Below are 12,198 nucleotides of genomic sequence, written 5' to 3'. Positions count from 1 at the left end.
CAACTCAAGGTGATGCGGTGAGCCAACATGGCGCAGCTCCAGCAACCATGGCTCAGGGTGACACAGTGAGCCAACAAGGCGCAGCCCCAGCGGCCATGGCTCAGGGTGACACGGTGAGCCAACAAGGCGCAGCCCCAGCGGCCGCAACTCAAGGTGATGCGGTGAGCCAACATGGCGCAGCTCCAGCAACCATGGCTCAGGGTGACACAGTGAGCCAACAAGGCGCATCCCCTGCAGCAACGGTTCAAGGTGACACTGTGAGCCAGCAAGGCGCAGCGCCAGCGGCCATGGCTCAGGGTGACACGGTGAGCCAACAAGGCGCATCCCCTGCGGCAACGGTTCAAGGTGATGCGGTAAACACCGCTAGTCCTGAAAGAAGTGAGCCAGAGGTTCGTTATGTCGAAACTCCGGCCGAAAATTCTACGCAATCGGGAAGTACCGTTGTAGAGAACAATCCTTACGCATTCGATGGTAATCAAGCTGGATTCAATTTCTCTGTAATGGGCGGATTCGGGAACAACGTCCAACCCTCAAACGTGAGTTATAACAGTGTTGATTTAGTGGGTGGTGGTGCGGCCAGCGGTCACTCTGTCGCAGGTTCCAATAGCAGCGGTGGCCCATCTATGGACACTTCCAATAGCAACGTGCCAACGATGGAGCGTTGATAGATTTTGGTTTGAAATTCGGCGGTTTCTACCGCCGTTTTTTTGGGAATTTGCTGGATTTGATTAGTGGTGTAGCATGGATGGAAATGTAATGGTAGGGGGAAAATTTTGAAGATAATTAGCCTATTAGTGGCAGCTTGGTTTAGCTCAACCTGTATTGTCAATGCTGAAGAACTGACTGTTACAGAGTCAGCAACCGATTTATGGGGTGTGAGTTATTTAAGTGGCAAACCAGTGGGCCGCAAGATGTCACTCAACAATTTCAAAGCAGATCTAATTGACCGAGCGGCGAGAAAAGCAATTTATTCCAAATTGAACCCTACAGCACAACAGGGCGTATTGATCAGGTCATCATCTAATGACGAATCGGTATTACATGAGGTCGTTACTGCAAGTTCCTATATGTATTCTGTAAATAGTGTTGAATTTTGCTATAACGTGTTGTCTGCTGGTATTGAGATTAAAGCAGATATCACCGTTAGCATTCGTCCTTACGACGAGTCCGCGTTATTAAAACAGTTGGAAACGGATGTGCATCTATCTTCGCAGAATCGGCGCCATTGGACACCGATTGATGGACGCTATTTGAAAGAAAAAGAAGATAGAATTTATGGCACTCCTAATAGTTTGTTTGTGATCACCGGCAATCATGAGAACACGATGCCATCCGACTATCAGTTTGTCTCTACTGAAACCTTTTTGGATTATTGGGTTATGCGCTACAAAGTCATGCTCGCTGACGCTTACGGGCGTCGTGGGGTAAAGGGGCCCACTTTAGGCACGGTAGATGATGTTAGCTCAAGGCCTGATATGGTCTTTGAAGCCGTTCTGTCACATAAGCCTCAACAGCAGATTAAATATCCTGACCAACAGATGATTAAAAGGATGGATGGCGCATTTATCTCAGTCGGTAAAAAGGTCGTATCTGTCAACAATTTGAAAAATACCCAAGTACCCATCGGTATGAACGCTACGATTCAAGCGTTGCCGTCGAAGTAGGGGAGGATTTTATATGCAAAAAATTAGTGCCGCGCTGCTAATAATTACTATGTTGTTAACTCACACAGATGTCATTGCGGGTGAGTATGATTATCGTGGTAATGGTGTGTCCAGGTTAATTGTTCATGGATTCGACGACGCCGATTCTCTTGCGCACACAGGAAGTATCAAATCGATTCAATATGCGCTTTACGATGCTTTGATGCAGTCAGGCCGCAAGATTGAAAAGCCTTGGGAAGTGGTGATGGTTTTGAATTTGTCCCCGTATGAAGTTACCGGGAGCGATTTAGCCTTTGAACAAGGAGAGATAGAAGGCCAGTCGGAGCCGATATTTAGAATTGTTGCGAGCAAAACAATTACAGTGAGAGGTGATGTGATTGATCGTGCTTATAAAAATGTTTTGAGGTTGGAGCAAAATCAGGAATTTCAAAAGGCTTTTGAACAGTATTCTAAAGCGATGAATCAAAAAAATGCGGGAGAGATGTCAAGGATCTTTATGAGCTTTGAGGCGCTTGATAAGCTGGGAATTTATCTTGACTACACACTTTCAAGTTATTGATGTCCCAGCTTTTTTTAGGAAATTAACCTTGAAGGAAGTTTGTCCAGCCTTTCCAAAGGTCTTTATAAACGCGATCTGGTGCAGACGGAATTTGAGTCGCTAGTTTGTTGCCACTGGCTTTCAATTCGCGATGTTTAGCTCTAAATTCCAACATACTGCTGCAATTCCACTTCTTAACTTCTTTACTAGCTTGGTTAAAAGTGACGTACTTTTGTCTTTTAGCAAGAAGGTCTTTGAACTTGACACCGAATAACATGGTCGGTGCTGCTGGCACAAAGTCAGGCAGTTGTTTATTTGCAGCCATTTCTAAAAATTGAGTTGAAGTGGTGATGTTATTTTCTTTAAACCATCTTTTCACTTTCTCAAGAGTACCTTTTTGGTGGTAATCATAAGGTTCTTCATTTCCTAGGAAATGGTTCCAAGATTGCCACATACCTTTTCTTGTATAGAAAGAACGAGGATCAGAAGGAATGTTTTTAGGTTTTTCATTCTTCTGGTGATACTCCACCCATTCGGCCATTGTTTTAATGCCAGATGCTTTGGCATATTCGGAAGATGTCTCATAACTAGCAAATACGCCGCCGCGACTATGAATGTCATCTTCTTCCGATTGCGGTATTACAGGTGCGTTAGGGTTCAACACCCCCCAACCTTGCCATAATCCTCTACGGCCATAGAATAATGATGGCGACACTGGTAGATATGGAGGGATTTCATTAGCCTCGACGTATCTAAGCCATTCTGCACGACTGGTAACTCCGAGATCTTTTATATACTCCACCCAATCTTCATAAGATAAAAACTGCACCCCTTTCCGTGAGGTTATCATCTTCTCCGAAGCAACTTGCTCTGGTTTTTTGATGTTATCCTTGGGTACGTGCGTTAGTGGTGCAGTAACCGGAAATTTAAGTACGTTGTTGCTATTCATGATGTTTTCTCGATTTTTTGACGGCTTCGCGCTGGCTAGGCTCGTAAAATTCCTGAGAGGGTAGCTGTCTACTCAGTACGATTTTCATCTATGAGTATGTGCGAAATCTCTCACAAACACAATTCAAATATTCTATAGGTTAATCATTCCTTGTTAATCTTTGACATGTAAATGTGTAATTCTGGAATGAGAAGATCCGTGTCAGGCGTTGCATCATTGCGTTTTGAACGCGTCTTAGTACCGTAATTACTTTCTAAGTGTTTGACCTTTATGTCGTAATCGGAGAAAACGAAAAGAGGTGTTTGGCCGTTGTATTGCAGTTTTTCTTTACTACTACCAGCTTTCCAAATGTTGTAAATCGTTGTTGGTATTATGTTTCTTTTTATTCGAAAACTATGTGATTTTTGGTTTTTTTGAAAAATTTCTAGATATTCATTTCCTTTTGAAAATTCCAGAATGTTGTTTTGCACTGCTTTTTGTATTCTTGTTGAAAAATCCTTTTCTTTCAAAACGCGCATTCCACTTCTCATGTACCAAGAGACTGAAATGGTAGATTTTTCTTCGCATTTTAAAACGTGGATTTTTCTTGTGAGCATAACGAGTGAGCACAATGTATTTTGCCGGGCTAACGTTGCTCTTAACTTGTGTAGGTCATGCGTTGATAGTAACGCTTGAATGTTATCTTTCGTATTATTTATTTTTTCAATCAGTTGATTTATATGGTTATATTCTGAATGAGGGAAAATGATAACACCTGGTGTTATACTGGTTCTGCCGATTGAATCTTCAGAAAGCGTCATTTGAGTTAAGGAAGATGCTATCCACCCTCGCGCTTTGATGTCAGAAAATAGTTCTACTTTGAATTTATCAAATGTTTGGGGTGAAGGAGTTATTTTATAAAAAAATGACTGATTGCTAGCTGCATCAGGAAGATGACTGGCTAGTTCAATTAATTCAAGAGTCAGTTTGTTGTACAAAACATCAAAAGAGTTAATGTCGAATTCGGCGTTAGTCACCGTCTACCTCGTAAAATTCCGAAATTCCCTTTCTTCTGATTCATTTGAAAACTTAGAACTCTTCTAAAAAAATGTTATTATATATTAAAAACTTTGCGTTTAGAAAACTGTGTAGGCCATATGATGAAAATCAACAAACTAGCAACAGTATCACTGTTCGCCATGATGCTTTCAGCGTGCGCTGTATCAGTATCAACTGAAATACCAGAAATTACTGATTGCTGTAGTAAAACAATTTATGATCAAAATATCAATGTAAGGCATCAACAAAGAAACGACGTTCGGAACCTTTCAGCTGATGCTGGGCGAAAAATAGGCGATCTCGCTTTCGAATTGGAAAAGGCGAGAGATGCGGCTGTTAATGATGGCCGTAGCTCCATGATGAAGTACTATCGTGACGTTTATCGTGCCGCAGTTTCATCTGCTTACAGTGATAGCTATCTGCCAACACAAGTGCCAGCTGCAAATGATGAAAAGAGTTATCAGCAACAATTCAATGATGATGCCCAAATCATTATTCACCAACCCACCGATAGAACGCTTTATTTTGAGTATGATGCTGTCGGCTATTCCGATATTGCCGAGGCTCAATATGTTTTGGCTAAGCACCGTGATTATCTTTTAAAAACCCACGGTAGAGTGCTGGTTGTTGGTTATGCTGATATTAGTGGCTCAGCTGATTACAATCTTGCTCTTGGACGCAAACGTGCGGAGCGAGTAAAAAACGAATTGGTCACCAAAGGGGTGCCTAGTGAACTGATTAGCGTCGTTAGCTATGGGGCTTCGTATTCGCCACCACTTATGAGCGGTCATACTGACAATTTGAAGTTGTGGCGTAAAGTCGAGTTGTATTATTGAGTCGAAAGGCCAATTTTTGCGTCATTTGAAATGTCTGGTCTAATCATAGTCATGATGATTAGTGGAGATTTAAAAATGAATAACAGCTATTACAGCCAACCCGCTTACAACGCAACCCCACAAGCCCAATCTCAATCTGCTCCAATGCAACAGCAGACGCTTTATTATCAACCGCGCCAAGGTAACCCTATGAATATTGAGCCTCACCACGAGGCCGCAAATTATGATGAATATCAGCAGTACCAACCCCAGCATGACAATCGCCGCGGATTTGAAGAGCAATCCGCACAAAGCGCTCATAATGTTCAGCCTGCAGCTGCTCCAGAATTTGAAAAATCGGTAAAAATCCACGGTAAGGCCGCTGCGCTGACCATCGTCGCATCTGTCACTAAGAAAGGTTTTCACACCTTGAACATTGAAGGCGCAAACGGAATGGGGGATGGCACTAAAAAGTTTGATTGGCAGGATAAGACAATAATTCAAATCACCGCGACTGAATATCGGCATTTGCTAGCCGTGCTATTCGGATTCATTCCATTCATTGAGTTTAAGTCACATGGCCCACAGAAAAACAAAAGCATCTCGGTCAAGCGACAACAGAATGGGTTTTTCTTCTCAATCAATGAGGGTGGCAAGAAGCCAAAAGCTGTTCCTGTGAGCTTTGATGATGCTTACTTACTCGGGGTCTACGCATTGGATGTATTTGCACGAAATTACCCTAACATTGACTCACATTGCCTGTTAAATACCGTTCAAACCTTTACACAGCTGCCGTACTATCCTGTCCAGCAGTAGTGCTAGGCGTTTTCAATCGGCAAGGAATGAGTTTTGAAAGCGCCGTAGGTGTGGATAGCCAGTTGAGGATAATGCGACAGAAGAGTCTCTATCCACGTCTGCGCAACCGATGGATTATCGGTCATGCTTGGAAGTTGGTACTTAACAATGATCTTGTCATTTGATTCTGGGATAACTCCCAGTTTTAAATGGTAGGCCGCGCTGTGACCTCGGGCATGAATAATTTGAACTAGCACTACTGGCATTTCTGACTCTAGTAGTTTACCGCATTCGTCCACTAATTCTGAATATGAAATAAACAATTTACATATGCCTTAGCATTATAGATTTGTGTTATTGACGCTACTATAATCCATCCTAATTCAAATATGGAGATGTAATTTTGTGAATGCGATAAGAATTTGTCACAACAACCCTAAAATCCGAGTATGGTTTGGTACTTCATTCACACCTTACCCTCGCTCAGTTTTTTATTCGTTGATCTCAATTGTGGGTTTCAGCACGTTGTCTGTGATCGTCAACCTCCATAACTCATTAACTCCTTGGGCTGGGATGGTTGTACTTGGGGGGGGGGCGTTGGTGGCGCTTGGATTAAAGAAAAAGGTCTATATGTCTTATCTTTACGAGTCTGATTGCCTGCTCGAGTTGACACTGTGGGGGGGGCGCATTTGGAGTCGAGAATTCAACTTAGCCAATGATGAACTTAAAATTGAAAGTACAATGAACGCTTATCGCGTGGTTCTCAGTGACAAAAGTATCGTGCTTACCAATTCGCGGGGATTAGCTGAGCAGGTTCATGGGCAGTTAGCAAAACTGATTAAGGTTTGTCACTCTTAGGCTTACTGTATATACGTGTTTCGACTTTCCAAGACTCAACAACCTCCGTGGTTTTCCCACCTTCTGATTTCATCGTTTTTTGTTCCCATGAAGAGACAACTGGCTTGCTGAGCTCATTACGTTCAGCAAGTTCGATGTAAGCATTTTCAGCCATCAATTCGTTTAGGGTTGGCCGTTTCTTGCCATCATCTTTGGCGTAGACATTTAGCGTAGCTGAAGCAATCGCACAAATGGATACGGCTTTAATCAGTCTGATAAGTTTCATGAATTTCCTACCTAGAACTATGGTTTATGTTAGATCTTAACTTAGATTAAATAACATGCAAACTTAATTATCTGTGTTAAAATAATCGCTCTCGATGAAGGAGCCACTTATGAATTTCAGTCAGCATCGCTACAAACTTTTAGCGGCTGCGTTATTAGCCTTGCCACATTTTGCATTTGCGGAAATTGAAGGTATGACCTTTACGTCTGTTATGCAAGAACAGACGACTTTGACACCTGCTTCCGCTATGGCCATCAACCCGGTTCTTGCACATTCAATGAATGTTTATGTGTCTGCCGGTCTTGACCGAAAGCTAAAACTATATTGGCTTTCTAGTGGGGTCAAGCTTAACGAAGTCAATACGGGTGTGGTTGGTGTTTCCGACAGAATTACATTTCAAGGAAAAGACTTTTACGGAAAACAGATCTCTATAGTTGCGCCTAATTTACAGGGAAATTATACCTTACAGGCTGACTTGTTATCCGTTGATGGGAATGTGATTGGCTCTTGGTCTATTCCGGTGACAATAGATACTCAAGCACCAACAGCTAATAGTTCTGATTTAGCTTTTAACTATAGATCCTTCGGTGGAACTTTAGCTTCATATAGCCCTATGGATTTCGGCCAATTAAAACTCACAGGTATTCAAGATACAGGTGCTGGGCTCAAAAATGTTCTCTACATTGTGAAAGATGATGTGAGCCTTTCATTAATAAATTCGATTAATGCTCAATTGGATTTAGATACTTCCACTGCGAGCCTTTCGTCCCTACCATCTGAGGTTTTACCCAGTGATAGAGGTTGGTATCAGGCTGGTTTTAGGGTCTTTGATGCAGCAGGTAATTATTCAGATTTTACTGCTCGCTCGTTTATCGAAAAAGCCTCATATCCCTTACCAGTTCGTAGCGACATTTATGATGCTTCAAGTGCTACGTGGAAGCCGTACACATCTTGGATGACCATCTACAACAATCCGATAAAAGTCCGCTATAGACGGCCCTATTCTGAAACGTTGGAAGCAAACGGGGATTATGGTTGGAGTAGTTATGGTTATCGAGATGGTGATTTTGTCTATAACGAATTTACTGTCTCATATCCTACAGTAAACCCATATTGGGTTGCGCTGACGAAAAGTGGCATTCACTCAGTCAATTACCTTTCTGATTTCAAGTTCACCCTAGGCCCAGGTGTTGATCGTTCGCCTACTAAGCAACCTGACACTGTACAATGGTTTAGTGAGGAAGGTGGCAGTGGGGGCGAAAGAATCAGTGTTGGCAAATACACAAAAGTGGTAAGGCTTCGTCTAAACAGTGAAAAAATGGGTTATGAACAATTAGCCGTTGTTTCAGGTTTAGGCTCCTGTGTTATCCCAATTGGTGAAACCTATTGCGATGTTACAATCAACAGAGTATTTGAGTCTGGTTTTGGCTATACACCCTACAGCTATGTGGTCTACTCAAGTGTGAACGGTGTCAGTGATGGACGTTTTAGTGCTCAATTTAATTATTGGTATACATATTGGGATTTTATTGCTCCCACAATCGAATCGGTCAATGTTACTGATGATTCAATAACTGTAAACGTGTACGACACGAACACTACTAGCGATTGGCGTTCTGGAATGTGGAAGACAGAGGTTTTCCGATTGCAATCTAGTTTAGGCTTCGCAATATCTCCCGATTCTTGGGTGATCACCGGCACCGGCCGTCATCGAGTTACTTTTAAACTCAATCGATTACCAAGTGGTCGTCAAAATATTTCGTTTTACGCAGATGACACCTATGGTAATCGGGTAACACAGTCGATTCTATCCAATTATCTAAACGACACTACGCCTCCAGTTTTGCGATTGCAATCGCCTTCTGGAGCGCAAATCTCAAACGGAAGCACCATTAATGGTTTAGAGAGTTTACGTATCAGCATTACTGATGATAGTGAAGCCAATATCAATTCGGTTGTGCTATCTGGAGGGGCTGCTAAGGATTCAGTTTATGTTTCTACAAATAATTTAGGTGATGGTGTTTACGACCTGAATTACCCTCGTTTATTCCCTAGTTTGGAAGCGAATGAAACTTACACTATCAATATTACCGCTCAAGATACAGCAGGGAACGCATCGACGTTAACTTCAACCTTCTTGTATTTGCCTGCCAACTTATTGCAAGTTGGGCAAATGACGACTTTGGCTGTTAATAAACAACTGCAGAACACGCAAAACGACCCAATTACATCAATTAAAACTGGTGTGCTCAGAACGGCTGAAGGACAACTCGCGTCCGGTGCTCAAACGGCATTTATCACGTTACGCAGTGACGCCAAAATCAACGTCAATATCCTTGGTAGCGTGTTGCAACCTGGGGAAACTAAACAAATCACGATCATCCCCAGCATCACAGGTGAAGTTGTTATTCCTGTTTACTCTGCTTCTCCTGGTGTGAAAGGGCAGGCAAGCTTCATGATCGACATTCCGCAAATCACTTCTACCAATTAAAGGGCAGGCCATGCAAATTAATAAATCACTACTTTTAGGGCTGTGTAGCGTCATCTGCTCTGGCATGGCTAACGCGGCAGTAGAAGGCTTTTCGTATACAGACACCAACGCTACAGTGAAAACCACTGAGGGCTCGCTCATTAACCCTCAAACTGATGCGATGGTTTACCTCTCTGGAGGGCTTGATAACAAACTTAAGCTATCAGTCATCAACACCAGTGGAGTGACGGTGTTCAACAACACCACAGATTTTATTCGAGTTTCTGACAGGTTAAGCTTTTCTGGACGAGAATTTTACGGAAAATCAATAACTATCCCCAAATTGATGGATGGTTTGTATAGCCTTAAAATCGAAACGATTAACAGTTCTGGTACAACAATTGATCAGTATACAAAGGTTGTTGAAGTTGATACTGAGGGACCTATCATTGGAGACTGGTATGGAAATGGTACAGGCAATTATGGTGCCGAAACAGGGTCGAATGAAATTTGGTGGCTAAATACACAAAACTCCGGCGAAGAATCGAAAATTTGGATAACGGATGTAAAAGGTGCGGTTTCAGGTTCTGTCATTGTACAAAAACTAAATTCCGATTCCATCGTATTAACAAGACCCATGGTCATAGACCAAGCAGCATTCAAAGCTGTGATAAATGCACAAACAGACTTATCAAATATATTACCGTCAAATAACGCTTCTGAACCATATTCAATGCAGGCTCAGCTATATGATGCCGCAGGTAACATCACTCGTTCAACTGTCAAAACATTCTATTACGACAACTATGGTGGGGCTCCATCTTCTCCTTTTGCAGTCTTCGACCCGGATGCAAACTTGGCTGAAAGTGTATCTAGTTCATTTGTAGGTTTTGTAGCTTATACGCCAGGCATGACAGTCAAAACCAACCCCGTTCGATTGTTATATAGAGTACCAGTAGATAACGTTCGAGACGCTGGAGTGAAAGGGGGGCTTGCTCTCGCGAACTCAGTGGGAGCGACAAATGTTATAATTAATGGTGAATACGGTTATTTTGATATGACAGCGCCATTTGGATATAACAGCGCAAACCAAATTAAGTGGGTTGACTTTGGTCGATGGATGGCAGGCACTATCCAATACAATTTGTCATTGTCTGAAACTGCTTCAAAATCCCCAGTGTTGACGTCAGCAACATTTTTGTTAAATGACGTTCGAATGCCTATTACGACAGGGATCAAGCATCATAATTCGATTTTGCCAGCTACAATGACTGATTTTGAGCTTCGGGTGCAGCCGCGGGATTACGTGCAACGCGCAAGTTTTCGTGGATATTCTTGCGACATTCCAGCAGGTGAGTCAATTTGTAGCTTAACGGGTTTAACATATGAGATGACCAAAGGTGGATATGGCTATTTGCACGATGCTATCGGTGTTGTGTCAGTGGGCCTGCCGATGGGAACACTTTACGCGAATTACAGCTACGGCGAATCAACCTATAACGATGCTCAATACCCGCAAATGACCAGTTATAAAGTTGATACGACAACTAACACTCTTACTGCATTTGTTTATCTACCGGGTGCAGGCAGTTGGTTTGAAAGGTTAGTCATGAAGGCCGCTAGAATTAAATATGGTACAAAATATTTAAACCCTATTAGTTCAATTCGCAACGGTGTTAATTGGGAATACGTCTTTAACTTAAACTCTCTGCCGACTGGAAACCATTCACTAGAATTAGAGATGGTCGAGAATCACGGGCCTACCACTGTGTCCCCGCTTCAAACATTCAAAATAGAAAACGCCGCACCAACAATAAGCATTACCAATTCCGGTAGTGCAGTATTCAATGACATTGTCGGGCTAGATGACTTGGTAGTGTCCATTGCAGATGAATCAAGCTACACCATCGATAGTGTTATTATCTCCGGCGGCTCAGCTAACGACACGGTTTATTTGGCCACTGTAAGTAAAGGCAATAACGTGTATTCATTGCAATATCCAAGGCTTTTCCCATCACTTACATCCGGTGAGATTTATACTTTAACGGTGAAAGCTACCGACGTTTTTGGCAACCAAGGCGTTAGTAGCAAGAGCTTTACTTATCAGCCGCCTAACATAGTAAATGTAGGCTCATTAACAACTCTTGCAGTATCTAAGGATTTAGCTAGCTCTGTAGACAATCCTGTCAGTGAAGTCGTCATTAATGATCTGAGAACAGTTGAAAGCCAGCTCGCTTCGGGACCGCAAGATGCTTTATTTACGTTACGCACTGATGCTGAAATAAGTGTTCAAGTACTTGGTCAAGTAGTAAAGCCTGGTCAAACGGTAACGCTAAACCCTGTTGCCAAATCGGGAGTGGTTAAATTTTCGGTGTATCCCGCTGTGAGTGGTCAAAAAGGAAAGGCGCAGTTTTTATTTGAAATATTAGAAGTGAAGAGCAGTATCTAAAACTTTGATTGACTTAAAATACTGAAATACGGATTGCGCAGAAGTTTTTTGAAAAGGCAGTACACCGATGTGGTCACTGCCATTTCAGTACTGAAGGATCCCCTCATAAATCAGCCATAGCATAGCCATATTTGAGCAACTGATTGGCGAATAATACCCAGGCCGCCAGCAATTCTTTCTCCGTGATTTGATAATCAGGCCGCCTGAGTACCTCCAATCCCAAGCGAATCGTTGAGAGTACCGTTCGATGCCCAATGGTATTGGCCTGAAAATGCTTATCCCAGCCCTGTTGCTGTGCGTGTAAACCAACTAGCCACAACAGGCATTGAACCAAGCCACAACAGGCATTGAACCATC

Annotated in this window: 11 protein-coding genes and 2 pseudogenes; 8 read left to right on the top strand and 5 right to left on the bottom strand. The window is 42.6% G+C overall.

The features are described from left to right. The 3 genes and pseudogenes from L5M29_RS23215 to L5M29_RS23205 form a co-directional block, all read left to right on the top strand. Positions 1-665: pseudogene (locus L5M29_RS23215) on the top strand (conjugal transfer protein TraG); the annotation flags it as partial. A gap of 108 nt (positions 666-773) precedes the next feature. Then, positions 774-1,664: a hypothetical protein gene (locus L5M29_RS23210; RefSeq protein ID WP_259564292.1), complete on the top strand. Its 891-nt coding sequence runs from the start codon at positions 774-776 to the stop codon at positions 1,662-1,664. Between the two features lie 13 nt (positions 1,665-1,677). Then, positions 1,678-2,223, top strand: coding sequence for a hypothetical protein (locus L5M29_RS23205; RefSeq protein WP_259564290.1), 546 nt, complete (start codon positions 1,678-1,680; stop codon positions 2,221-2,223). 22 nt (positions 2,224-2,245) lie between these two features. On the opposite strand, the gene L5M29_RS23200 is transcribed toward L5M29_RS23205, so the two are convergent. Continuing rightward, the gene (locus L5M29_RS23200; protein ID WP_011711611.1) at positions 2,246-3,151 is read right to left on the bottom strand and encodes a hypothetical protein; all 906 of its coding nucleotides are present in this window, start codon (positions 3,149-3,151) and stop codon (positions 2,246-2,248) included. Between the two features lie 143 nt (positions 3,152-3,294). Beyond that, complete coding sequence (locus L5M29_RS23195) at positions 3,295-4,167, bottom strand: DNA replication terminus site-binding protein (RefSeq protein WP_259564288.1); 873 nt, start codon at positions 4,165-4,167, stop codon at positions 3,295-3,297. 123 nt (positions 4,168-4,290) lie between these two features. On the opposite strand from L5M29_RS23195, the gene L5M29_RS23190 reads away from it, so the two are divergent. Both L5M29_RS23190 and L5M29_RS23185 read left to right on the top strand, forming a co-directional pair. After that, positions 4,291-5,025 (top strand): OmpA family protein, encoded by a 735-nt coding sequence (locus L5M29_RS23190; RefSeq protein ID WP_263149262.1) that lies wholly within the window; start codon positions 4,291-4,293, stop codon positions 5,023-5,025. A gap of 75 nt (positions 5,026-5,100) precedes the next feature. Then, entirely contained in the window at positions 5,101-5,820 is a 720-nt protein-coding gene (locus tag L5M29_RS23185) for a hypothetical protein (protein WP_263149261.1), read from the top strand. A gap of 2 nt (positions 5,821-5,822) precedes the next feature. Here L5M29_RS23185 and L5M29_RS23180 read toward each other — a convergent pair whose 3' ends face one another. Then, on the bottom strand, positions 5,823-6,122 hold the full coding sequence (locus L5M29_RS23180; protein WP_037431063.1) for a hypothetical protein: 300 nt from the start codon (positions 6,120-6,122) through the stop codon (positions 5,823-5,825). A gap of 82 nt (positions 6,123-6,204) precedes the next feature. Between L5M29_RS23180 and L5M29_RS23175 the strand changes: the two genes are divergently transcribed. Then, complete coding sequence (locus L5M29_RS23175) at positions 6,205-6,657, top strand: hypothetical protein (RefSeq protein ID WP_259564278.1); 453 nt, start codon at positions 6,205-6,207, stop codon at positions 6,655-6,657. On the opposite strand, the gene L5M29_RS23170 is transcribed toward L5M29_RS23175, so the two are convergent. Next, positions 6,638-6,922, bottom strand: a complete 285-nt coding sequence (locus tag L5M29_RS23170) for a hypothetical protein (protein WP_037431062.1) — start codon at positions 6,920-6,922, stop codon at positions 6,638-6,640. The genes L5M29_RS23175 and L5M29_RS23170 overlap by 20 nt on opposite strands. A 109-nt stretch (positions 6,923-7,031) precedes the next feature. On the opposite strand from L5M29_RS23170, the gene L5M29_RS23165 reads away from it, so the two are divergent. After that, positions 7,032-9,413 (top strand): Ig-like domain-containing protein, encoded by a 2,382-nt coding sequence (locus L5M29_RS23165; protein ID WP_263149260.1) that lies wholly within the window; start codon positions 7,032-7,034, stop codon positions 9,411-9,413. A 10-nt stretch (positions 9,414-9,423) separates the two neighbouring features. Further along, positions 9,424-11,841: an Ig-like domain-containing protein gene (locus L5M29_RS23160; RefSeq protein ID WP_263149259.1), complete on the top strand. Its 2,418-nt coding sequence runs from the start codon at positions 9,424-9,426 to the stop codon at positions 11,839-11,841. A 103-nt stretch (positions 11,842-11,944) separates the two neighbouring features. Here the strand turns inward: L5M29_RS23160 and L5M29_RS23155 are convergent. Next, positions 11,945-12,198, bottom strand: a pseudogene (locus L5M29_RS23155) (IS4 family transposase); the annotation flags it as partial.

It is taken from the genome of Shewanella sp. SM95, from assembly GCF_025653595.1.
Classification (GTDB): domain Bacteria; phylum Pseudomonadota; class Gammaproteobacteria; order Enterobacterales; family Shewanellaceae; genus Shewanella; species Shewanella oncorhynchi.
Note: the sequence above shows the minus strand (reverse complement) of the source record. Positions and strands in the feature narration are given on the sequence as shown.

Bases quoted from the DNA above. Each gene is read 5' to 3' on its own strand.
- L5M29_RS23200 (WP_011711611.1), bottom strand. From the start codon at position 3,151: ATGAATAGCAACAACGTACTTAAATTTCCGGTTACTGCACCACTAACG.
- L5M29_RS23185 (WP_263149261.1), top strand. From the start codon at position 5,101: ATGAATAACAGCTATTACAGCCAACCCGCTTACAACGCAACCCCACAA.
- L5M29_RS23165 (WP_263149260.1), top strand. From the start codon at position 7,032: ATGAATTTCAGTCAGCATCGCTACAAACTTTTAGCGGCTGCGTTATTA.
- L5M29_RS23170 (WP_037431062.1), bottom strand. From the start codon at position 6,922: ATGAAACTTATCAGACTGATTAAAGCCGTATCCATTTGTGCGATTGCT.
- L5M29_RS23160 (WP_263149259.1), top strand. From the start codon at position 9,424: ATGCAAATTAATAAATCACTACTTTTAGGGCTGTGTAGCGTCATCTGC.
- L5M29_RS23205 (WP_259564290.1), top strand. From the start codon at position 1,678: ATGCAAAAAATTAGTGCCGCGCTGCTAATAATTACTATGTTGTTAACT.
- L5M29_RS23190 (WP_263149262.1), top strand. From the start codon at position 4,291: ATGAAAATCAACAAACTAGCAACAGTATCACTGTTCGCCATGATGCTT.